Genomic DNA, 22,998 nt, shown 5'->3' with positions numbered 1-22,998 from the left:
TGTCGTGGCCGGTGGGCCCGGGGACGATGAGGTGGGGTAACCATGAACGCGCCGTACGACGGTGACCGCGGCCAGGGCGCGGGATCCTCGGGCTACCCCGAGGACTACCCGGACCAGGACGCGGGCCGCTCCGGCTACCCCGAGGGCACGCCGGAGCCCGGCCAGATGCCGCCGGGGGCTCCCGCGGACATGTACCTCCAGGACGCCTACAACCAGGATCCTTACCGGGCGCAGGACCTCTCGGCTCAGGATCCGGTGGCGGAGGCGCTCTACGACCGTGCCGCGCACCCTCCGCCGGCGCCCGGGACGTACGCGCCCCAGCAGCCGCTCTACTCCCAGCCGCCCACGCCGCAGTACGCCCCCGACCCGCGGGTGTGGGCCCAGACGCCCCCTCCGGAGCCGGCCGGGCCGACGCGGCACCTGCCGTACGGCGACGACGCCCGGACCACCCAGTACGTAGGGGTGGACGACCTGGTCACCCAGGCCGGGGAGGAGCAGCATGAGCCAGACGCCTTCGCTCACCTCTTCCGCGACCAGCAGCAGGGCGGCGTCCGTCACGCCTATGCCTCCCCCGCGGTTCCGGCGCCGGCGCCTGAGCCGGCTCCGGCCGCCGCCGAGGCTCCGGTATCAGCGCCCGCGGCCGCTCCGGCGAAGTCCGGCGGCCGTGCCTCCGGCTTGCTGAAGTCGAGTGCCGTGATGGCGGCGGGCACGCTGGTGTCCCGTCTCACCGGCTTCGTACGCACCATGATCATCACGGCCGCTCTGGGGGCGGCGACGCTCGGTGACGCCTGGACCGTCGCGTACACCCTGCCGACGATGATCTACATCCTGACCGTCGGCGGCGGACTCAACTCGGTCTTCGTGCCCCAGCTGGTGCGGTCCATGAAGGAGGACGACGACGGTGGCGAGGCGTACGCCAACCGTCTGCTGACGCTGGTCATGGTCGCCCTCGCTGTGATCGTCACCGCCGCGGTATTTATCGCACCGCTGCTGATCCAGCTGATGTCGGACGCCATCGCGAGCGACCCGGCGGCCAACAACGTGGCCGTCACCTTCGCCCGGTACTGCCTGCCCACGATCTTCTTCATGGGCGTCCATGTGGTCATGGGCCAGATCCTCAACGCCCGCGGGAAGTTCGGCGCGATGATGTGGACTCCGGTCCTGAACAACATCGTCATGATCTCCACTTTCGGCCTGTTCCTCTGGGTCTACGGGACCGCCCGGCACTCCGGCATGTCGGTGAACAACATCCCGCCGGACGGCCTCCGGCTGCTGGGCATCGGCACCCTGCTCGGCCTGGTCGTGCAGGCCGTGGCGATGGTTCCGTACCTGCGCGAGACGGGCTTCCGGTTCCGTCCGCGCTTCGACTGGAGGGGCCACGGCCTCGGCAAGGCCGTCCAGCTCGCCAAGTGGACCGTGCTCTTCGTCCTCGCCAACCAGGCGGGCGTCCTCGTCGTCACGCAGTTGGCGACCGCCGCGCAAAAGGCGTCGGGCAAGAGCGGAGCGGGCATCCTGGCCTACTCCAACGCCCAGCTGATCTGGGGCATGCCGCAGGCGATCATCACGGTCTCCGTCATGGCGGCCATGCTTCCGCGGATCTCGCGAGCGGCCCACGACGGTGACCCGGGCGCCGTTCGTGACGACATCTCCCAGGGTCTGCGGACCTCGGCGGTGGCGATCGTCCCGGTCGCCTTCATGTTCGTCGCGCTCGGCATCCCCATGTGCACCCTGCTCTTCGGCTCCAGCGGCCTCCAGGCCGCCCAGTCACAGGGCTATGTCCTCATGGCCTTCGCGCTCGGCCTGATCCCCTTCTCGGTGCAGTACGTGGTCCTGCGTGGCTTCTACGCCTACGAGGACACCCGCACCCCCTTCTACAACACGGTCATCGTGGCCGCCGTCAACGCGGCGGCGTCGGCCGTCTGTTACGTGGTGCTGCCCGCACAGTGGGCGGTCGTCGGCATGGCCGGCGCGTACGGACTGGCGTACGCCGTGGGCGTCGGAGTGGCCTGGCAGCGGCTGCGCAGGCGGCTGGGCGGCGACCTGGACGGCGCCCGCGTGATGCGCACGTACGCGCGTCTGTGCCTGGCGTCCATCCCGGGCGCCGTGGTGGGCGGCGCCGTAGGCTTTGCGATCACCCAGGCCCTCGGGCACGGGGTGTTCGGTTCGATCGCGGCGCTCGTCGTCGGATCGATCGCCCTGCTCGGTGTCTTCTACATCGCCGCGCGCAAGATGCGCATCGAAGAACTCAACTCAATGGTCGGAATGGTCCGCGGGCGCCTGGGGCGCTGAGGCGGGGGTACGTGCACAACCATCGTCTGTCGCCGTGTGTCGTGCATAGCGCCGGACTGTGGGCACAATTGGTTTCTGCGTCGGACAGCGCGCAACGGATGGGGAGGCAGGGACGACGGTGGCGGAACGGAGCACGGCTGCCGTCGACGTGGCAGACAACAGCGGTGACGAACCGCTGACCGCCAAGGCGGACCAAACCACGTCCGACGGGGTGGCCCAAAACCGGGAGCGGGAAACGGACAGCGAAGAGGCACAGGGGAGCGGCGGGACCGAGAGTCCCGGAAAGGCCTCACCGCCCGAACTGCACAGTGGTCACAAACTCGCCAGGCGCTACCGCCTCGAAGAGTGCGTCACCCGTCTGGACGGTTTCAGCAGTTGGCGCGCGATGGACGAGAAGCTTCGTCGTGCCGTCGGTGTGCACCTGCTGCCCGCCGATCATCCGCGGGCCCGCTCGGTACTGGCGGCGGCCCGTTCCTCCGCCCTGCTGGGCGATCCCCGGTTCGTCCAGGTCCTGGACGCGGTCGAGGAGAACGACCTTGTCTATGTGGTGCACGAGTGGCTGCCGGACGCCACGGAGCTCACGGCGCTCCTTGCCGCGAGCCCCCTGGAGGTGCACGAGGCCTACCAGATGGTCAGTCAGGTCTCCCAGGCGATGGCCGCCGCACACCGCGAGGGCCTCGCGCACCTGAAGCTGACCCCCGGCGCCGTGCTCCGCACGTCGTCCGGCCAGTGGCGCATCCGCGGGCTCGCCGTGAACGCGGCACTCCGCGGCATCAGTTCCGACACTCCTCAGCGCTCCGACACGGAGGCGATCGGGGCACTCCTGTACGCCTCCCTGACCCAGCGCTGGCCGTACGAGAACGATGCCTACGGCCTGTCGGGGCTCCCCAAGGGCGTCGGGCTCATCGCGCCCGACCAGGTGCGCGCCGGTGTCCACCGAGGTCTGTCGGAGCTCGCCATGCGCGCGCTCGCCAACGACGGCGCGACCGCCTCCCGCCACGAGTCCCCGTGCACCACGCCTGAGGAGCTCGTGAAGGCGATCAGCGAGATGCCGCGCATCCGCCCGCCGGAGCCCGTGTTCACCGCACCGCCCGAGTATCAGCGCACGACGTACCAGCAGGGCACCTACGGCCGCCAGTCGGCGCGTCCGGGCGTCCCCCAGCCTGTGCAGGCTCCGCCGCCCCCGCTGCAGAGCCGTACCGGCAAGGCGCTGAAGTGGGCCGTCTCGGCGCTTCTCATCGCCGCTCTGGGCCTGGGCAGTTGGCAGCTCGCGGACGCTCTGATGGATCACGGCAAGTCCGACGACACCAAGCAGACCCAGACGACGGACGGCAACGACAAGACCGGCGACAAGACCAAGCCGGTCAAGCCGATCGCGATCAGCGGTGCGCGCGATTTCGACCCGTTCGGCGACGGTTCCGAAAAGCCTTCCGACATAGACAAGGTCTACGACAGCGCTTCGGGCACGTACTGGCAGACGGACTTCTACAAGAGCGCGGACTTCGGACGGTTGAAGCCAGGGCTCGGCGTCATCCTCGATCTCGGCAAGGTCCAGCAAGTCGGGAAGGTGACCGTCTCCTTCGTGGGGGCCACTTCCGTCGAACTGCGCGCCGCCTCAGGTGACACAGCCAAGGAGCCGCTCTCCTTCAACGGCTACTCCAAGGTCGCCAACGGCTCGGGTACGGCCGTGTCACTCAAGCCCGTCAAACCCGTCAAGACACGGTACTTGCTGGTCTGGCTGACACAGCTGCCGCAAACGGATGACGGCACCTACCGGGGCAGAGTGGTGGACATCAAGGTGACCAGCTAGAACACCCTGGCCATCACGGATGTGAAGTTCACCGGCTGACGCTCGTCGACGGAGGGGAGGGAGGTCCGATGGCCGACGAAGCCGCGTACGGCGACGCAAGCGATCAGGACCTCCTGGCCCGCCACGTCGAAGGCGATCCCGAAGCCTTCGGTGAGCTCGTACGGCGTCACCGCGACCGCCTGTGGGCCGTGGCCCTGCGGACGCTGGGAGACCGCGAGGAGGCCGCTGACGCGGTCCAGGACGCACTCGTCTCGGCCTATCGGGCCGCCCACACCTTCCGGGGCCAGTCGGCCGTCACGACCTGGCTGCACCGCATCACGGTGAATGCCTGCCTGGACCGCGCCCGCAAGGCGGCCTCCAGAAGGACGTCTCCCGTCGATGACACGCAGCGCCTGGAACAGCTCCTCGAACCTCACGAGTCAGCCTCCGCTCCGGCTGAGCGCAATGACCTCCACAGGGAGCTCATCGACGCCCTGGGCACTCTCCCGGCCGACCAGCGCGCCGCCCTCGTCCTGGTGGACATGCAGGGCTACCCCGTAGCCGAGGCGGCCCGCATCCTCGATGTGCCGACCGGCACGGTGAAGAGCCGCTGCGCACGCGGCAGAGCCAGACTCCTTCCCCTTCTCACCCATCTCCGTACGGAGAACTCGGATGACGAGGAGGGGAAGAAGTCGGGTGGCGGACGGAACCGGACGCAGGGGACATCCGTCCCACCCGCAGCGGGACCGCGCGAGGCGGGATCCCGTGACGCAGGGCCAAGCGATTCAACTGCTCTGAAGGGCGGAGGTGGGCGAGCGTGACATCCACGACGGGCAAGGCCGGACACCCGGACGTCGCGGAGATCTCCGACCTCACCGAGGGTCTGCTCTCGCCATCCCGCACCGAGGACGTACGCCGGCACCTCGATGCGTGCGAACTCTGTGCCGACGTCCACGACTCCCTGGAGGAGATCCGCGGCCTGCTCGGCACTCTGCCGGGTCCGCCTCGCATGCCCGACGATGTGGCCGGACGCATCGATGCCGCATTGGCCGCCGAGGCCTTGCTGAGTGCCACGGCACCCGATGAGACATCCGGTGCTGATGGCGACCGCACTCATGTTTCACGTGAAACGTCGGCTGCCGATCGCCCGACGGGACATCCGCGTGCGGCCGGCGGACCGGGCCGTCCTCACCGAGCACGCCGTGGGCGCCGCAGGACGGTACTGCTCACGACCGCCCTCGCGGCCGCCGCCCTGGGGGTGGGCGCGATCCTCGTCCAGTCGTTCGGCGGCGACAGCTCCGACAAGAGCCCTCCGACCGCGACGGGACAGGAGACGGGAGCACGGAGCACCTTCTCCGAGAAGACATTGCAGAGCGAGGTCTCGGGTCTTCTCACGAAGACCAAGAAGTCGGGAGAGCACTCCGGTAGCGCGAAGCCCTGGGGTGTCGCATCCCAGGGCACCGGAACCGACTCGGGCGGGGTCAGCACTTTGCTCTCCCCGACACCCAGCGTTCCCGAGTGCGTCACGCAGGGGGCCGGAGACGAGGGAACGCTTCTCGCCGCCAAGGAGGGCACGTACCAGGGGACCGGCGTCTACCTCCTCGTACTGTCCAATGACGCGGACAACACGAAGGTCACCGCCTACATCGTCGAATCGGCCTGTGCGAAGCAGGCCTCCTCGTCCCCCGGCAAGCTCCTGCTGACGCGGTCGTACGCGCGGTCCTGAACACGTCGTCCTCAGGATTCTGAGCACCTCGGCGGGTACGATCCCGGCCCTCTCGATCGCGCGCCCTGACGCTTCGACGCCGGGTGGTGTCCTGCCCAGACGCCGCACGGCATCTCTGTCCGGCACCCGGTCTCCGTGTGCCCTGACACAGCGGGAATTGAAGCCCCTTAGGATCCGTTGGGTGGGGTGAGAGTACTGAGAGAGGCTCCCACCGGTACGCAGCAGTCTCCAGAGACGAGGAATCAAGCCGTGAGCGACGTCCGTAACGTGATCATCATCGGGTCTGGGCCCGCCGGCTATTCGGCGGCGCTCTACACCGCGCGCGCGTCGCTGAAGCCGCTGGTCTTCGAAGGCGCCGTCACCGCAGGCGGTGCGCTGATGAACACCACCGAGGTGGAGAACTTCCCTGGCTTCCAGGACGGCATCATGGGCCCCGAGCTCATGGACAACATGCGCGCCCAGGCCGAGCGCTTCGGTGCCGAGCTCGTTCCGGACGATGTCGTCGCCGTCGACCTGACGGGCGAGATCAAGACCGTCACGGACACAGCGGGCACCGTCCACCGCGCCAAGGCCGTGATCGTCACCACGGGTTCGCAGCACCGCAAGCTCGGACTGCCCAACGAGGACACGCTCTCCGGTCGTGGCGTCTCCTGGTGCGCGACGTGTGACGGCTTCTTCTTCAAGGACCACGACATCGCCGTCATCGGCGGTGGCGACACCGCGATGGAGGAGGCCACCTTCCTCTCGCGCTTCGCGAAGTCCGTCACGATCGTCCACCGCAGGGACAGCCTCCGCGCCTCCAAGGCGATGCAGGAGCGTGCCTTCGCCGACCCGAAGATCAAGTTCGTCTGGGACAGCGAGGTCGCCGAGATCAAGGGCGACCCGAAGCTGGCCGGCCTGACGCTGCGCAACCTCAAGACCGGCGAGACCTCGGAGCTGCCGGTGACCGGTCTGTTCATCGCGATCGGCCACGACCCGCGTACCGAGCTCTTCAAGGGCCAGCTCGACCTGGACGGAGAGGGCTACCTGAAGGTCGCCGCGCCTTCTACCCGCACGAACCTCACCGGTGTCTTCGGCGCCGGTGACGTGGTCGACCACACCTACCGTCAGGCGATCACCGCTGCCGGTACCGGTTGCTCCGCCGCCCTCGACGCCGAGCGCTACCTCGCCTCCCTCGCGGACAGCGAGACCGCCGCCGCGGCCGCCACCGTCTGATCCCCCGTCCGCCCCACCGCACCAACAAGTTAAGGAGCCCGCTGTGGCCGGCACCCTGAAGAACGTTACCGACGACTCCTTCGAGCAGGACGTCCTCAAGAGCGACAAGCCCGTCCTGGTGGACTTCTGGGCCGCCTGGTGCGGACCCTGCCGCCAGATCGCTCCGTCCCTCGAGGCGATCGCCGCTGAGTACGGCGACCAGATCGAGATCGTCAAGCTCAACATCGACGAGAACCCGGGCACGGCCGCCAAGTACGGCGTCATGTCGATCCCGACCCTGAACGTCTACCAGGGTGGCGAGGTCGCGAAGACCATCGTCGGTGCGAAGCCGAAGGCCGCGATCGTGCGCGACCTTGAGGACTTCATCGCCAAGTAGTCGATGTCCGCCGCACGCGCGGCGTGTGTTTCACGTGAAACACGAATGGGCCAGCCCGGTCGGGCTGGCCCATTCTTTTTGGCTGAGGAAACGCCGATCGCAGATCACGGCCTAGCGATCGGCGACCGTCACAGAGGACGAAGCGCCGGCTCCTTCTGTACCGCTCCCAGAAGGCGGTCCAGCGCCATCTCCACGTCTTCCTTCCAGGAGAGCGTCGTCCGCAGTTCCAGCCTCAGACGCGGGTATCTGGGGTGAGGCCGCACGGTCTTGAAGCCCACCGCGAGTAGATGGTCTGCGGGGAGCACACAGGCGGGCTCCTTCCAGCGCGCGTCGCCGAAAGCCTCGATCGCCTTGAATCCGCGGCGGAGCAGATCCTTTGCAACCGTCTGAACCATCACCCGTCCGAGCCCCTGACCCTGATAGCCCGGCATGATGAACGAGGTCATCAACTGAACAGCGTCCGGCGACACCGGGCTTGTAGGGAATGCGGTGGAGCGGGGGACATAGGCCGGCGGCGCGTAGAGCACGAAGCCCACCGGTACGTCGTCCACATAGACGACCCGGCCGCAGGATCCCCAGTCCAGCAGAACCGAGGAGATCCAGGCTTCCTTCTCCAGCGCGGGTGTGCCTGCCTTTACCGCGGCTTCACTGCTGACGGGATCCAGTTCCCAGAAGACACACGCGCGACAGCGCTTGGGAAGGTCCGGAAGGTTGTCCAGCGTGAGCGGTACGAGCCGACGCCCCATGAAGGATGTTCCTCGCTTCCTTCGCCCGCGGCGTCACGGGCGGCTGTCAGATGGCTCCGCTCCCTGAGCAGGCTGCCGACGAACCCGCCGACCGCTCCCAGGCCCAGGCCTGCGGTCACCAGTCCGGTACGGCTCACGGTTTGCATGGCCCCCGCCTCCCCGATGAAGGTGCTGCCAGGTGGATGCGCCATACCCATCGCATCGTATCCACGATGCGATTCCATCGATACCGCCAGAAAGCAAAGAGCGGGCCGTGTTCCGGTACACACCGGACACGGCCCGCTCTGCTGGTGTTCGGATCGGGAGATCAGTCCACCAGCAGCCGCCTCATGCTTCCGCGTCGTCGGAGTCGTCGTCCAGAAGGCTCTTCTGAAGAACCGGTCCCTCGCCCGGGGCGAGCGAGCCGAGAATGCGCTCAAGGTCTTCCATCGAAGCGAACTCGACAGTGATCTTGCCCTTCTTCTGACCCAGGTCGACCTTCACCCGCGTCTCGAAACGGTCCGAGAGGCGCGTGGCCAGATCGCTGAGAGCAGGAGAGACACGACCGCCGGCCCGCGGGCCCTTGGAGCGCTGAGCCGTCTGCGGACGCGACCCCATGAGGGTGACGATCTCCTCGACGGCCCGCACCGAGAGCCCCTCGGCGACGATGCGGTGGGCCAGGCGGTCCTGCTCCTCCGAGTCGTCGACGGAGAGCAGCGCCCGCGCATGCCCTGCGGAGAGAACCCCGGCGGCAACCCGGCGCTGCACGGACGGCGAGAGCTTCAGCAGACGCAGAGTGTTGGAGACCTGCGGACGCGACCGTCCGATCCGGTCTGCCAGCTGGTCGTGCGTGCAGTTGAAGTCCTTGAGCAGCTGGTCGTAGGCGGCCGCCTCTTCCAGCGGGTTCAGCTGCGCCCTGTGCAGGTTCTCAAGGAGCGCGTCCAGGAGAAGCTTCTCGTCCTCCGTCGCCCGCACGATCGCAGGAATGGCCTCGAGCCCCGCCTCGCGGCAGGCCCTGAAGCGCCGCTCACCCATGATGAGCTCGTAGCGGGACGGACCCACCTGTCGCACGACGACCGGCTGGAGAAGTCCGACCTCCTTGATGGAGGTGACGAGCTCGCCGAGAGCGTCCTCGTCGAAGACCTCACGCGGCTGGCGCGGGTTCGGCGTGATGAAGTCGAGGGGCAGTTCGGCGAAGTGAGCACCGACAGGCGCCGGGGGCACCTCAAGGGCTCCGCTCGACGACGGCTCCTCCGTTTCATGTGAAACAGGCGGCAGCGTGGTCACCTTGGCCGCCGCCACCCCGCGCTCCGCTGTGAGTACGGGTGCAGCACCCGGCGAGGAGGACCCACTCGCCGAAACACCCGGACGCTCACCTGTCGGAGCCGCAGGGATCAGCGCACCAAGGCCCCGCCCCAGCCCCCGTCGTCGCTCGCTCACTGGATCCCCTCCACCATGTTCTGATCGTTCTGTGCGCCCACGTGGGCATGTTGCGCGTCGTACGCCATTCCGACTCCCCGGAGGGCGATTTCGCGCGCGGCCTCAAGATACGAGAGAGCACCGCTCGAACCCGGATCGTAGGTCAAGACCGTCTGCCCATAGCTCGGAGCCTCCGAGATACGGACCGAGCGGGGAATGCTGGTCCGCAGCACCTCTTCGCCGAAGTGGCTGCGTACTTCCTCCGCGACCTGGGACGCGAGGCGCGTCCGGCCGTCGTACATGGTGAGCAGAATCGTCGAGACGTGGAGGTTGGGGTTGAGGTGCCCTCGTACCAGGTCGACGTTCCGCAGGAGCTGTCCCAGGCCTTCCAGTGCGTAGTACTCGCACTGGATGGGGATGAGAACTTCCGCTCCGGCGACCAGCGCGTTGACCGTCAGCAGGCCGAGCGACGGAGGGCAGTCGATGAGGATGTAGTCCAGCGGCTGCTCGTACGCCTGGATCGCTCGCTCCAGCCGGCTCTCGCGGGCCACCAGCGATACCAGCTCGATCTCCGCACCGGCGAGATCGATCGTGGCGGGGGCGCAGAAGAGGCCCTCGACATCAGGGACCGGCTGAACGACTTCGGAGAGCGGCTTGCTGTCGATCAGCACGTCGTAGATCGAGGGAACCTCGGCGTGGTGGTCGATCCCCAGCGCGGTGGAGGCATTGCCCTGAGGGTCGAGGTCGATCACCAAGACCCGGCCGCCGTGCAGGGCCAGCGAGGCGGCAAGGTTGACCGTGGTCGTGGTCTTACCCACACCACCCTTCTGGTTGGCAACCACCATGACTCGGGTCTGCTCGGGCCGTGGCAGGCCCTCACCGGCGCGACCTAGCGCCTCCACAGCCAGTTGGGCAGCACGACCAATGGGAGTGTCGTCCATCGGGGGCGGTGTTTCACGTGAAACATCCTCCCCCATCGACTCGGTACGGGGACCGGGGACCGGATCGGTCATCGGTCCCGCGATGTTGGCGTCGGACCGCAAGGATTCACTCTCCTCGACTTCAGGCTCGCAATGAACAGAGCCTCCCATGCCATCGGGGTGGTGAACCAGCGAGGCCCGTTGTTCTGTGGAGAAATCCACCTCTGTGGACAACTCCGCACCCCCTCCGAGTGAACCGAGGGGCCTCCGGTCGCGAGGTTCGGCCGCAGCGCGGCCGCGACTGATGATGCCGTGCAACAGTGAGCGACGTTTCACGTGAAACACGATGCCCAGCTACTCGGGTCGCCGTGGCGCGACACTCCGATATACACAGGTTTGGCACCTTATGTGGAGTACGGCTCACCCTCAGGGCCGATTCGTCGGAGTGACAAAGAACTCCTGGCCTCGAACGGAGAAACTCCCGGCCCCGTCGTGCGGGAGCCGGGAGTAACGATGCTCACATCGCCCAGGTTCAGCGTCGGCGACGCGTCCGGCCCGTCCTGGCGGCCTTGGCCCGCTTCGCCGCGAAGCGCACCCCGCCGGGGCTCTCGCCCACCTCCACCCGCACCACGGTGGACAGCGGGTCCACGACGCCCTCACCGACGTGCAGGATGGACGTCTCCACGGCTCCGAGCTTGCTCAGCGCCGTGGCAGAGGCCTTCAGCTCCTCCTCGGCGGTGTCACCCTTGAGGGCCAGCATCTCGCCGTACGGGCGCAGCAGCGGGATCCCCCAAGCCGCCAGCCGGTCCAGCGGGGCAACCGCTCTGGCCGTCACCACATGAACCGGCTGCAGCTTCCCCATGACCTCCTCGGCGCGGCCGCGGACGACGGTCACATGGTCGAGGCCGAGCATCTCCACGACCTCGGTGAGGAAGGTGGTCCGGCGCAGAAGCGGCTCGAGCAGCGTGATCTTGAGGTCCTCCCGGACGAGCGCCAGCGGGATACCGGGCAGCCCCGCACCGGAACCGACGTCGCACACGGTCACCCCCTCGGGCACGACCTCGGAGAGCACCGCGCAGTTCAGCAGGTGCCGCTCCCACAGCCGGGGCACTTCACGGGGACCGATCAGCCCGCGCTGCACTCCCGCCTCGGACAACAGTTCCGCGTACCGGACCGCGTCCGCGAAGCGATCACCGAATACCTCGCGCGCCTGCTCGGGCGCGGGGGGAAGCTCCGCTTCCTCCGTCACGGGGGACCGTCCTTCCGTACCGCATAGGCGCACTGAGCGCTGATCACCAGGACTATCAGGGACCGACAGCTGTCGAGGACCGAGGGAGGGTTCGGGAACCGCGGCCAGTGATCGAGGTCGGGGACCACAGCTGTGGGGACTACCAGGCTGACAAAGTTCGGCCCCGCCTGCGCAACAGACGGGGCCGAAGGAACGTACGTACCGATCAGGCGGGGAGCACGACGACGAAGCGCTGCGGCTCCTCGCCCTCGGACTCACTGCGCAGGCCCGCGGCCTTGACCGCGTCGTGGACCACCTTGCGCTCGAAGGGCGTCATCGGGTCCATCTTCACGGGCTCACCGGAGCTCTTGACCTCGGCGGCGGCCTTGGCACCCAGCTCGGAGAGCTCCTCGCGCTTCTTGGCGCGGAAGCCCGCGATGTCCAGCATCAGCCGGCTGCGGTCCCCGGTCTCCCGGTGCACGGCCAAGCGCGTGAGCTCCTGGAGCGCCTCCAGCACCTCGCCGTCCCGGCCGACCAGCTTCTGCAGGTCGCGGCCGCCAGAGTCGCTGATGATCGAGACAGCGGCGCGGTCGGCCTCTACGTCCATGTCGATGTCGCCGTCGAGGTCGGCGATGTCGAGCAGACCTTCGAGGTAGTCCGCCGCGATCTCGCCTTCCTGCTCCAGGCGGGTCAGGGTGTCGCCCTCAGCGGCGGCGGAGGTGGTGCCTTCCGTCACGGGATGGACTCCTTCTTACTTCTTGGACGGGGACTTGGGCCGCTGTGGACCCTTGCGCTGTCCGGACTGGGCCTTGCTGCGGGTACCGGCGCCGGGCTTGCTCCCGCTTCCGGTGGCCGGCTGTGCGGCGGAGGGCTTGGCGTCCTGCGGCTCGTCGGACTTGGTCAGCGAGGTCTTCGGCTCGGACTCGTCCGCCGGCTTGGCCGCGCCGGTCGCCGTCGTGCCCGACTGGCGCTGCGACTTCGACTGCCGCTTCGGCTGCTGACGCTTGTGAGCGGCGGCCGCGGTGGTCGTGGTGCCGTCCTCGGCCTCGACGACCGTCGTGCTCTCGCCCTTCACCACGAGCCCGTCCGGCTGGGCCACGAGGCCCGCCTTAGTCAGGCCGTTGATGAACTTGCGCTCGAACTCGTTGCGGTCGCGGCCCTTGGCGACGATGGCCTTGACGATGGCCTTCTCGCTGCGGCGGCGCGTCTTGCCGTGCTGCGTGACGTGCTTCTGCAGGCGCTCCAGGTAAGCGGCCTGAGCCTTCGAGCCCGGGGTCGGGTTGTTGCGGATGACGTACATCTGCTGACCCATGGTCCACACGTTGGTGGTCAGCCAGTAGACGAGGACACCGACCGGGAAGTTGATGCCGAAGACGGCGAACATGACCGGGAAGACGTACATCAGCATCTTCTGCTGCTGCATGAAGGGCGTCTTCACCGTGGTGTCGACGTTCTTCGTCATCAGCTGACGCTGGGTGTAGAACTGCGAAGCCGACATCATCACGATCATGATCGCGGTGACGACACGGACATCGGTCAGCGTGGCACCGAGCGCGGTGACCGTCTCGGCGCTGTCCGTGAACTTCGCCGCGAGCGGGGCACCGAAGATGTGGGCGTCACGGGCGCTGGCGAGCAGATCGTCGTTGATGACGCCGATCGTCTTGCCCGTCGCGATGGCGTTGAGCACGTGGTACAGGGCGAAGAAGAACGGCGACTGCGCCAGGATGGGAAGGCACGAGGAGAGCGGGTTGGTACCCGTCTCCTTGTACAGCTTCATCATCTCTTCGGACTGGCGCTGCTTGTCGTTCTTGTAGCGCTCCTGGATCTTCTTCATCTCGGGCTGCAGCGTCTGCATGGCCCGAGTGGCCTTGATCTGCTTCACAAAGAGCGGGATCAGGCAGATACGGATCAGGATCACCAGGGACACGATGGACAAGCCCCAGGCCCAGCCCGTATCGGGACCGAAGATCTTCCCGTACACAGCGTGGAACTGGACGATGACCCAGGAAACGGGTGTCGTGATGAAGCTGAAAAGGCCGGCAATCGTGTCCACTAATCAGGCTCCTTGAGCATGGGACGGGGTCTCGGCGGCCGGGCCCGGGGCAGTGGTCTCCCCGGTGGCCGGTTCGGCGGCGGAGGTCCCGCCCTTGCGTGCACGCCAGGCGTTACGCAGCAATTCGTGCCACCGCGGACGCTTGCGTTGCGGAACATGGTCCACACCGCCCAGCGACCACGGATTGCACCGGAGGATGCGCCAGGCGGTGAGTGCCGTTCCCTTGATCGCACCGTGCCGGTCGATGGCTGTGTAGCCGTAACGGGAGCACGACGGGTAGTACTTGCAGACCGGCCCGAGCAACGGGCTGATCGTCCACTGGTACAGCTTGATGAGAGCAAGCAGTGGGTACTTCATCGCGCGCCCCCTCCCAGCAGCCGCTGCAGGGCGGCATCCAGGTCTCGGGCCAGCTGTTCATGGTCGGCGTCGCCCGCACCGGGCAGCGCTCGTACGACTACCAGGCTACCGGGGGGCAACAGGGTGACTCGGTCCCGCATCAGATGGCGAAGCCTGCGCTTCACCTTGTTGCGAATGACCGCTCCGCCCACGGCTTTGCTCACGACGAAACCCGCACGCGTCGAGGGAGCGCTCTCCCCAGGCGCGTGCGGGTCCGGTGCACCGCTACGTAGATGGACGACGAGAAGCGGGCGTCCGGCCCGGCGTCCTCGGCGTACCGCGGTCGCGAAGTCTTCGCGCCGCCTCAGCCGATGCTCGGTAGGCAGCACGAGATCATGACCTGTAAGTAATCAGGCGGACAGGCTGGCGCGACCCTTGCCACGGCGGTTCGCGAGAATCGCGCGGCCGGCACGGGTGCGCATCCGCAGGCGGAAGCCGTGGGTCTTGGCGCGACGACGGTTGTTCGGCTGGAAGGTGCGCTTGCTCACTAGGGGGCTCCAGAAAGAATCGGTGGTGGCGGGGTGCCGTCCTGGCTGTCACCGTGCGCCCACGAGGAAACTCGCATTACGCCCGAGTGCACCGCTTCCCGATCACTCTTCGCGATCTGTGCCCATCGGAGGCAGGCGGCAGCAGCCATCGACAACTCGACCTGGTTACGGTACGCGCGGCTACGCCATCCGGTCAAACCAGTCCCTCCCAGGAGACACTATCCACAGGCTGGGGACAACAACTTGAACCGCACCCGTCGCCCTGACTACCGTGGCTGGACCCCGATTCGTTCCCTTCCCACCGCCCCAGCGGTTTTGTTCCCCCCGCCCCACCCGACTGACTTACCGACCCTGTTCCCAGAACCACACGTTCGTGGGACCCGTGAGAGAGCGTGCCCTGTGGCTGACGTACCTGCCGATCTTGCCGCAGTGTGGCCACGCGTACTGGAACAACTTCTCGGCGAGGGCCGCGGGCAGGGTGTCGAGGCGAAGGACGAGCACTGGATCAAACGCTGCCAGCCCCTGGCGCTGGTCGCGGACACCGCCCTGCTCGCCGTCCCGAACGAATTCGCGAAGAACGTACTGGAGGGCAGGCTCGCGCCGATCGTCAGCGAGACGCTGAGCCGCGAGTGCGGGCGCCCCATCCGTATCGCCATCACCGTCGACGACTCCGCCGGCGAGCCCTCCGCCCCCGCGCCGCCCCGCTACGAGGAGCCCGAGCTCTCCAGCGGAGCCGGCCAGGGCCGTGAGTCCTACGAGAACCAGAGCCCCGACGACCGCAACGCCTACGACGGCAGTGGACAGGGACGCGACGACCGCGGCACGTACGAGGGCGGACAGAGCCGCGACGACCGGAACGCGTACGACGGGCAGGGACGGGACGACCGGAACGCGTACGACGGTCAAGGCCGTGACGGCCGTGACAACCGCGGCGGCTACGACGGAGGCGGGCAGGGACGCGACGACCGGGGCACGTACGAGCCGCAGGCGCGCGACGACCGCAGCCCCTACGACCCCCAGCGACGCGAGGGATACGAGGGGTACGGCCGCCACCGCGCCGACGACCACCGCGGCGGCCGCTCCGAACCCCTTCCCGGTGCCCCGGGCGACCAGCTGCCCACCGCCCGTCCCGCGTACCCGGACTACCAGCGCCCGGAGCCCGGGGCCTGGCCGCGCCACTCCCAGGACGACTACGGCTGGCAGCAGCAGCGGCTCGGCTTCCCGGAGCGGGACCCCTACGCCTCGCCTCCGCAGGACTACCGGCCGCAGCCGATGGACCGCTCGCCCTACGAGCAGCAGCGCCAGGACTACGACCAGTCGCGCGGGGACTACGACCAGCGTCCCGACCGCCGCGATCTTCAGGACCCGTCCGGCAGCGGTCAGGTGCGCCGGGGCGGCCCGTCCGCGGGCGGCGCCCCCGGGGCGAAGGCCGCGCAGCCCGCGCCGGCGTCGGGTCCGGGCGAGCCCACCGCACGGCTGAACCCGAAGTACCTCTTCGACACGTTCGTGATCGGTGCCTCGAACCGCTTCGCGCACGCCGCCGCCGTGGCCGTCGCCGAGGCTCCGGCGAAGGCGTACAACCCCCTCTTCATCTATGGGGAGTCGGGACTCGGCAAGACGCACCTGCTGCACGCGATCGGGCACTACGCGCGCAGCCTCTACCCGGGCACGCGGGTGCGGTACGTGAGCTCGGAGGAGTTCACCAACGAGTTCATCAACTCCATCCGCGACGGCAAGGGCGACAGCTTCCGCAAGCGGTACCGGGAGATGGACATCCTGCTCGTCGACGACATCCAGTTCCTCGCGGACAAGGAGTCGACGCAGGAGGAGTTCTTCCACACCTTCAACACGCTGCACAACGCAAACAAGCAGATCGTGCTTTCCAGCGACCGGCCGCCCAAGCAGCTGGTCACCCTGGAGGACCGGCTGCGCAATCGCTTCGAGTGGGGGCTGATCACCGACGTCCAGCCGCCCGAGCTGGAGACCCGTATCGCCATCCTTCGCAAGAAGGCGGTGCAGGAGCAGCTCAACGCCCCGCCGGAGGTGCTGGAGTTCATCGCGTCCCGGATCTCGCGCAACATCCGCGAGCTGGAGGGCGCGCTGATCCGGGTGACGGCGTTCGCGTCGCTCAACCGGCAGCCGGTGGACCTCGGTCTGACGGAGATCGTCCTCAAGGACCTGATCCCCGGCGGCGAGGACTCGGCACCCGAGATCACCGCGACCGCGATCATGGCGGCCACCGCCGACTACTTCGGGCTCACGGTGGACGACCTGTGCGGGTCCTCGCGCAGCCGCGTCCTGGTGACGGCACGGCAGATCGCCATGTACCTGTGCCGTGAGCTCACCGATCTGTCACTCCCGAAGATCGGCGCGCAGTTCGGCGGCCGCGACCATACGACCGTGATGCACGCCGACCGCAAGATCCGCGCGCTGATGGCCGAGCGCCGCTCCATCTACAACCAGGTCACCGAGCTCACGAACCGCATCAAGAACGGCTGACCAAGGCCTGCGCCGGCAGCACGGACGGCAAACTCGGTCAGAGATGCAACGGCTGTACAAGCCGAAGGGCGCCCCGGACATCGTCCCGGGGCGCCCTTCGGCGTTCCCGCCCCGGCACCCGCGCATCGAGGGGTCCCGCACGCGCATAGAGGGGCCCAGGACGGCATTCGGAGCGGGCAGGCCCGGACTCTCCGAGAAGTCCGTGCCTGCGCTCAAAACGGCTCAGCCGCGCGCTCCGAGAGGTTCGAAGACCCCCTCGGAGGGGTTCAGAGGCGCTCCCCGAGGGGGTCAGGCACCCGTTCCGAGGGCTCCCGCGCCGTTTTCACCGCTACCGGTCCGACACCTGCTGTTCGAATCCGGGCTTGGTTACGGCCACTCTCCACAGATGTGGTGACTTTCTGGCGTCCACATCCTGGGGACTGGGAAGTTGTCCAGATCGTGTCCACAGGCAGCACTGTTGAAAGACCATCAGACCAGGTCAACCGCCTGTGGATTCGTGGATGAAGATTCTCCACAGACTGTGGACGAAGGAAAGATCCACAGGGTGTGCACGAAGTTGTCCACCGGTGACCCACAGGCCGGAGCCGGTTGTCCCCAGTGATCCAGAGCTTCTCCACACCTCTGTCCACTGTTCGGCAACCCAACGCGCCGTCTCACCGCGTCGAGTGAAAGGCGTCACACCAAGGTGCCAGGTTGGGCTGTGGGGAACGGGGGTAAAGCTGGGGACGGCGCTGGGGAGAAGTGGCCTCAGCCTGTGCATCGAGTGTGCAGAACTTTTCGCCGTCCACAGAGAACCCCGGTTGTCCACCGTCTCCGCCCACAGGGTCGGTGGACAAAAAAACGCCTCTGAGCTGCGAAAACGGGGTTATCCACGGTTTCCACAGGCCCTACTACTAAGACCAACTAGAGAGAGTCTGGGAAACGTTTCGAAGACGGGGCTGTGCACAACTCGCTCTCGGAGGCTCAGGTGCCGCTCGGCACGACTTGACCCCGAGGGGCACCGACTGTCAGCGCGGTGCGTCAGACTGGTCCCCGGTGTCCTTCCCCTCACAGGACCTAGCGACACCGAGACAGACGACGAAGGCCAGCAGGGCGACAGCGCCGGCAACAGACGGAGGCGGCAACGGTGAAGATCCGGGTGGAACGCGACGTACTCGCGGAGGCAGTGGCCTGGGCGGCACGCAGCCTCCCGGCCCGTCCGCCGGCGCCTGTGCTCGCCGGCTTGCTCCTGAAGGCCGAGGAGGGCGCCCTGAGCCTCTCCAGCTTCGACTACGAGGTCTCGGCGAGGGTCTCCGTGGACGCGGAGATCGACGAGGAGGGCACGGTCCTCGTGTCCGGCCGCCTCCTCGCGGACATCTGCCGCGCACTTCCCAACCGGCCGGTGGAGATTTCCACAGACGGTGTACGGGCGACCGTGGTCTGCGGCTCCTCGCGGTTCACACTCCACACCCTGCCTGTGGAGGAGTACCCGGCCCTGCCGCAGATGCCGTCGGCGACCGGCACCGTCCCCGGTGAGGTCTTCGCCTCGGCCGCCGCCCAGGTGGCCATCGCGGCCGGACGCGACGACACGCTCCCGGTGCTCACCGGTGTGCGCATCGAGATCGAGGGCGACACGGTCACCCTGGCGTCCACCGACCGCTACCGCTTCGCGGTCCGCGAGTTCCTGTGGAAGCCCGAGAACCCCGAGGCGTCCGCGGTCGCCCTGGTGCCCGCCAAGACGCTCCTGGACACCGCCAAGGCCCTCACGAGCGGCGACAGCGTGATCCTGGCGCTGTCCGGCTCCGGTGCGGGCGAGGGCCTGATCGGCTTCGAGGGCGCCGGGCGGCGTACGACCACCCGTCTGCTCGAAGGCGACCTCCCGAAGTACCGCTCGCTGTTCCCGACGGAGTTCAACTCCATCGCCGTCATCGAGACCGCCCCCTTCGTGGAGGCCGTCAAGCGTGTGGCCCTGGTCGCCGAGCGGAACACCCCGGTGCGCCTGAGCTTCGAGCAGGGCGTGCTGATCCTGGAGGCCGGCTCCAGCGACGACGCACAGGCTGTGGAAAGGGTCGACGCCCAGCTGGAGGGTGACGACGTCTCGATCGCCTTCAACCCGACGTTCCTGCTCGACGGCCTGAGCGCCATCGACTCGCCGGTGGCCCAGCTCTCCTTCACGACGTCCACGAAGCCCGCGCTGCTGAGCGGCAGGCCCGCTCTGGACGCCGAGGCGGACGAGGCCTACAAGTACCTGATCATGCCGGTGCGCCTGTCGGGCTGACCCCCGGAGCCCGCCGGTCCCCAGGGCCCGGCGGGCTGCACCGTGGGCGGGCATACGTCTGAGCGGCTATGCCCACAGATGTGCGTGAGTTCCCCCGGTGCCCGAAAGGCGTGGGTGGTACCCCCAGGTCTAGGCTCGGACCCAGGTACGAGAGTGCCCTCACGCCACGTCGCAACCCCTAAGGAACAACTGATGGAGCTCGGTCTCGTCGGCCTCGGCAAGATGGGCGGCAACATGCGCGAGCGGATCCGCCGCGCAGGTCACACCGTCATCGGATACGACCGCAACCCGGACCTCGCCGATGTCCACAGCCTCGAAGAACTTGTGGGCAAGCTCAAGGGCCCGCGCGTGGTGTGGGTCATGGTCCCCGCGGGCGCCGCGACCCAGTCCACCGTCGACGAGCTGGCCGCCCTGCTGGAGCCGGGCGACGTCGTCGTGGACGGCGGCAACTCGCGCTGGACGGACGACGAGAAGCACGCCGTCGAGCTGGGCATCAAGGGCATCGGATTCGTCGACTGCGGCGTCTCCGGCGGTGTCTGGGGCCTGGAGAACGGCTACGCGCTGATGTACGGCGGCCATGCCGAGCACGTTGCCCAGGTGCAGCCGATCTTCGACGCGCTCAAGCCCGAGGGCGACTTCGGAGCGGTGCACGCCGGCAAGGTCGGCGCGGGCCACTTCGCGAAGATGGTCCACAACGGCATCGAGTACGCCATGATGCAGGCCTACGCCGAGGGCTGGGAGCTGCTCGAGAAGGCCGACTCCGTCACGGATGTGCGGGAGGTCTTCCGTTCCTGGCAGGAAGGCACGGTCATCCGCTCCTGGCTGCTCGACCTCGCCGTCAACGCGCTGGACGAGGACGAGCACCTGGAGAAGCTCAAGGGCTTCGCACAGGACTCCGGCGAGGGCCGGTGGACCGTGGAGGCCGCCATCGACCACGCGGTGCCGCTTCCCGCGATCACCGCGTCGCTCTTCGCCCGCTTCGCCTCGCGGCAGGACGACTCGCCGCAGATGAAGATGATCGCGGCGCTGCGCAACCAGTTCGGCGGCCACGCCGTCGAGAAGGCCTGATCGACGCCCCGGGTTCTCCACACCCGGGGTGACCCGGTTGTCCACAGCCGGGGAAAAACCTGAGGACCGGGGCCCACCCGGACCCCGGGGAGAACCGGAACACCACGCTGGGGGAGGTCGGCGAACGACCATGCACGTCACGCATCTGTCGCTGGCCGACTACCGCTCGTACGCCCGGGTCGAGGTTCCGCTAGACCCGGGCGTCACCGCGTTCGTGGGCCCCAACGGACAGGGCAAGACGAACCTGGTCGAGGCCGTCGGCTATCTCGCCACCCTCGGCAGCCACCGCGTCTCCTCCGACGCGCCGCTCGTCCGCATGGGCGCCGACCGGGCGATCATCCGGGCCAATGTCCGCCAGGGCGAGCGCCAGCAGCTCATCGAGCTGGAGCTGAACCCCGGCAAGGCCAACCGCGCCCGCATCAACAGGTCGTCGCAGGTCAGGCCCCGTGACGTACTCGGCATCGTACGAACCGTCCTGTTCGCGCCCGAGGACCTCGCCCTCATCAAGGGCGACCCCGGAGAGCGGCGCCGCTTCCTGGACGAGATGATCACCGCCCGCTCCCCGCGCATGGCGGGCGTCCGCTCCGACTACGACCGGGTCCTCAAGCAGCGCAACACGCTCCTGAAGTCGGCCGCCCTGGCGCGCCGGCACGGCGGCCGCACCATGGACCTGTCCACGCTCGACGTGTGGGACCAGCACCTCGCGCGCGTGGGCGCCGAACTGCTGGCCCAGCGCCTCGAACTGGTCGCCGCGATCCAGCCGCTGGCCGACAAGGCCTACGAGCAGCTGGCGCCCGGCGGCGGGCCCATCGCCCTGGAGTACAAGGCGTCCTCGCCCGGCATCACCGGCCACGCGCGCGAGGAGCTCTACGCACAGCTGATGACCGCCCTGGAAGAGGCCCGCAAGCCCGAGATCGAGCGCGGCGTGACCCTCGTAGGACCCCATCGGGACGATCTGGTCCTCAAGCTCGGTCAGCTGCCCGCCAAGGGATACGCCTCCCACGGCGAGTCCTGGTCGTACGCGCTGGCACTGCGCCTGGCCTCGTACGACCTGCTCAGGGCCGAGGGCAACGAGCCGGTGCTGGTCCTCGACGACGTCTTCGCGGAACTCGACAGCCGCAGGCGGGAGCGCCTCGCGGAGCTCGTCGCGCCCGGCGAGCAGGTGCTCGTGACGGCCGCCGTGGACGACGACGTACCGGATGTTCTGACCGGGGCGCGGTACTCCGTGTCCGACGGCACGGTGGAGCGCGTATGACGGAGAACACACCGGGACCCGGTGCGGAGGGCACCTCCGGCGCCGCACCCCTGAAGAAGACCCCCGAGCCCTCCGGCGTCGACCTCGCGCGGGTGGCGCTGCGCGCCGCCAAGGAGCAGGCACGCGCGCGCGGGGACGCGGCCCAGCAGAAGAAGCAGGCACGGCGCGGCGGCGGCCTGCGCTCCGGTTCGGGTGCCGACCGCCGTGACCCCATGGCGCTCGGTGCCGCCATCAACCGGCTGCTCACCGAGCGCGGCTGGGAGACCCCGGCCGCGGTGGGCGGTGTGATGGGCCGCTGGCCGCAGATCGTCGGGGACGACCTGGCCAAGCACTGCGTTCCGCTGCGCTACGACGACGACCCGGCCGAGCGGGTGCTGACGGTGCAGTGCGACTCGACCGCCTGGGCGACCCAGCTGCGCCTGCTGGCACCTCAGCTGGTCGCACGGCTGAACCAGGACCTCGGTCACGGCACGGTGCGCCTGATCAAGGTCCAGGGCCCCGCGGGCCCCCCACGCCGCTTCGGGCCCCTGCGCGCTCCGGGCAGCACGGGCCCCGGCGACACCTACGGGTGACCGGCATACGACGGGTCGGGCGGCGGACCCACCGGGGTGCCGGCCGCCGACCCCAGTGACCGCCGGGCCGTCGAGCCCGGTGATCGTGACCGCGCCCGGCCGCGAAATCCAGCCGTTGGTGAACATGTTCGGGCAGTCGCCCGCCGCCGCATCGGGCCGCGTCGCGCCGAAGATCGCGGTGCGCGCCGCCGACCCACGGACGAGGCGACGGCTGTTCGCAGCGCCCTCGAGCCCCGCGCCGCCCCCGTTCGTGGGTGACTCGCTGTTCTCTCGGGTCCGCCGCGCGGACGCCCAAGGCCCTCCCGGCCTCCCGGCCGCCCCTGCTCGCTGATGCGGTGACCCGTCGATCTTCCCTGGTCAGAGGCCGATCACGTCCTGGCCCGAGTCCGCTGCGGCCGTCCGGCAGGAGCCTTTGCACCGGGCTCCGGTCGGCCACCGCGAGCAACCGCTCACGGTGGCGGACATCGACCTGACTCGTCAGTAGCCAAGGGTTGACACCCGGAAGCGCTGAGTGCCGCTGTGAGCCTCTTTGGGGCCGGGTCCGCATATGGGGAGTCGGGCGAGACCTCTTCAGGGCGGCACATGCGGACTCAGGTACCGGCAAACCCCCATCACTGTCGGCGCTACCGGTAGACTGGAAGCTAATCCCGCCCCACTTGTGGGACGCACCGAGCAACGCTGACCAAGGCTTACCAACGCAACACGCCGCAGCCGCTCCGGCCA

General features: G+C 68.5%; 20 protein-coding genes. 11 read left to right on the top strand and 9 right to left on the bottom strand.

Annotated features, from left to right (window positions below; translation table 11 throughout):
- The first annotated feature begins 42 nt into the window (after positions 1 to 42).
- From murJ to trxA, 6 genes are all read left to right on the top strand, one after another.
- Entirely contained in the window at positions 43 to 2,289 is a 2,247-nt protein-coding gene (gene murJ / locus OOK38_RS13380; protein ID WP_266760595.1) for a murein biosynthesis integral membrane protein MurJ, read from the top strand.
- Positions 2,290 to 2,407: 118 nt separating this feature from the next.
- Positions 2,408 to 4,099: a protein kinase family protein gene (locus OOK38_RS13375; RefSeq protein ID WP_266760596.1), complete on the top strand. Its 1,692-nt coding sequence runs from the start codon at positions 2,408 to 2,410 to the stop codon at positions 4,097 to 4,099.
- Positions 4,100 to 4,167: 68 nt separating this feature from the next.
- Positions 4,168 to 4,899, top strand: a complete 732-nt coding sequence (sigM, locus tag OOK38_RS13370) for an RNA polymerase sigma factor SigM (protein WP_266760597.1) — start codon at positions 4,168 to 4,170, stop codon at positions 4,897 to 4,899.
- Positions 4,896 to 5,804, top strand: coding sequence for an anti-sigma factor (locus tag OOK38_RS13365; protein WP_266760599.1), 909 nt, complete (start codon positions 4,896 to 4,898; stop codon positions 5,802 to 5,804). Before sigM ends, OOK38_RS13365 begins: the two co-directional genes overlap by 4 nt.
- A 249-nt stretch (positions 5,805 to 6,053) precedes the next feature.
- Positions 6,054 to 7,019 carry a thioredoxin-disulfide reductase gene (gene trxB / locus OOK38_RS13360; protein WP_266760601.1) on the top strand — a complete coding sequence of 322 codons (966 nt, stop codon included), beginning with the start codon at positions 6,054 to 6,056 and terminating at the stop codon, positions 7,017 to 7,019.
- A gap of 43 nt (positions 7,020 to 7,062) precedes the next feature.
- A complete protein-coding gene (gene trxA, locus OOK38_RS13355) occupies positions 7,063 to 7,395 on the top strand; it encodes a thioredoxin (RefSeq protein WP_266760603.1) in 333 nt (110 codons plus the stop codon).
- Positions 7,396 to 7,523: 128 nt separating this feature from the next.
- Here trxA and OOK38_RS13350 read toward each other — a convergent pair whose 3' ends face one another.
- The 9 genes from OOK38_RS13350 to rpmH form a co-directional block, all read right to left on the bottom strand.
- Positions 7,524 to 8,141 carry a GNAT family N-acetyltransferase gene (locus tag OOK38_RS13350; RefSeq protein WP_266760605.1) on the bottom strand — a complete coding sequence of 206 codons (618 nt, stop codon included), beginning with the start codon at positions 8,139 to 8,141 and terminating at the stop codon, positions 7,524 to 7,526.
- 327 nt (positions 8,142 to 8,468) lie between these two features.
- Entirely contained in the window at positions 8,469 to 9,560 is a 1,092-nt protein-coding gene (locus tag OOK38_RS13345) for a ParB/RepB/Spo0J family partition protein (protein ID WP_266760607.1), read from the bottom strand.
- Positions 9,557 to 10,630, bottom strand: a complete 1,074-nt coding sequence (locus OOK38_RS13340; protein ID WP_323178843.1) for a ParA family protein — start codon at positions 10,628 to 10,630, stop codon at positions 9,557 to 9,559. Before OOK38_RS13340 ends, OOK38_RS13345 begins: the two co-directional genes overlap by 4 nt.
- Positions 10,631 to 10,991: 361 nt before the next feature.
- Positions 10,992 to 11,708 carry a 16S rRNA (guanine(527)-N(7))-methyltransferase RsmG gene (gene rsmG, locus OOK38_RS13335; RefSeq protein WP_266760609.1) on the bottom strand — a complete coding sequence of 239 codons (717 nt, stop codon included), beginning with the start codon at positions 11,706 to 11,708 and terminating at the stop codon, positions 10,992 to 10,994.
- A 205-nt stretch (positions 11,709 to 11,913) separates the two neighbouring features.
- Positions 11,914 to 12,423, bottom strand: coding sequence for a R3H domain-containing nucleic acid-binding protein (locus OOK38_RS13330; RefSeq protein ID WP_266760610.1), 510 nt, complete (start codon positions 12,421 to 12,423; stop codon positions 11,914 to 11,916).
- 15 nt (positions 12,424 to 12,438) lie between these two features.
- Positions 12,439 to 13,740, bottom strand: coding sequence for a membrane protein insertase YidC (gene yidC / locus OOK38_RS13325; protein ID WP_266760611.1), 1,302 nt, complete (start codon positions 13,738 to 13,740; stop codon positions 12,439 to 12,441).
- 3 nt (positions 13,741 to 13,743) lie between these two features.
- Positions 13,744 to 14,097 carry a membrane protein insertion efficiency factor YidD gene (gene yidD, locus OOK38_RS13320; protein WP_266760612.1) on the bottom strand — a complete coding sequence of 118 codons (354 nt, stop codon included), beginning with the start codon at positions 14,095 to 14,097 and terminating at the stop codon, positions 13,744 to 13,746.
- Positions 14,094 to 14,465 (bottom strand): ribonuclease P protein component, encoded by a 372-nt coding sequence (gene rnpA / locus OOK38_RS13315; RefSeq protein WP_266760614.1) that lies wholly within the window; start codon positions 14,463 to 14,465, stop codon positions 14,094 to 14,096. The genes yidD and rnpA overlap by 4 nt, the downstream gene beginning before the upstream one ends.
- A 21-nt stretch (positions 14,466 to 14,486) precedes the next feature.
- Complete coding sequence (rpmH, locus tag OOK38_RS13310; protein WP_006381191.1) at positions 14,487 to 14,624, bottom strand: 50S ribosomal protein L34; 138 nt, start codon at positions 14,622 to 14,624, stop codon at positions 14,487 to 14,489.
- A gap of 399 nt (positions 14,625 to 15,023) precedes the next feature.
- Between rpmH and dnaA the strand changes: the two genes are divergently transcribed.
- The 5 genes from dnaA (at position 15,024) to OOK38_RS13285 (ending at position 22,275) form a co-directional block, all read left to right on the top strand.
- On the top strand, positions 15,024 to 17,123 hold the full coding sequence (gene dnaA, locus OOK38_RS13305) for a chromosomal replication initiator protein DnaA (RefSeq protein WP_266760616.1): 2,100 nt from the start codon (positions 15,024 to 15,026) through the stop codon (positions 17,121 to 17,123).
- A 1,126-nt stretch (positions 17,124 to 18,249) separates the two neighbouring features.
- The gene (dnaN, locus tag OOK38_RS13300) at positions 18,250 to 19,380 is read left to right on the top strand and encodes a DNA polymerase III subunit beta (RefSeq protein WP_107020400.1); all 1,131 of its coding nucleotides are present in this window, start codon (positions 18,250 to 18,252) and stop codon (positions 19,378 to 19,380) included.
- A gap of 192 nt (positions 19,381 to 19,572) precedes the next feature.
- The gene (gene gnd, locus OOK38_RS13295) at positions 19,573 to 20,448 is read left to right on the top strand and encodes a phosphogluconate dehydrogenase (NAD(+)-dependent, decarboxylating) (protein ID WP_266760619.1); all 876 of its coding nucleotides are present in this window, start codon (positions 19,573 to 19,575) and stop codon (positions 20,446 to 20,448) included.
- 130 nt (positions 20,449 to 20,578) lie between these two features.
- Positions 20,579 to 21,703 (top strand): DNA replication/repair protein RecF, encoded by a 1,125-nt coding sequence (gene recF, locus OOK38_RS13290; protein ID WP_266760621.1) that lies wholly within the window; start codon positions 20,579 to 20,581, stop codon positions 21,701 to 21,703.
- A complete protein-coding gene (locus OOK38_RS13285) occupies positions 21,700 to 22,275 on the top strand; it encodes a DUF721 domain-containing protein (RefSeq protein ID WP_266760623.1) in 576 nt (191 codons plus the stop codon). Before recF ends, OOK38_RS13285 begins: the two co-directional genes overlap by 4 nt.
- The last annotated feature ends 723 nt before the right edge of the window (positions 22,276 to 22,998 follow it).

This window comes from Streptomyces sp. NBC_00568, from assembly GCF_026341855.1.
GTDB lineage: Bacteria > Actinomycetota > Actinomycetes > Streptomycetales > Streptomycetaceae > Streptomyces.
Note: the sequence above shows the minus strand (reverse complement) of the source record. Positions and strands in the feature narration are given on the sequence as shown.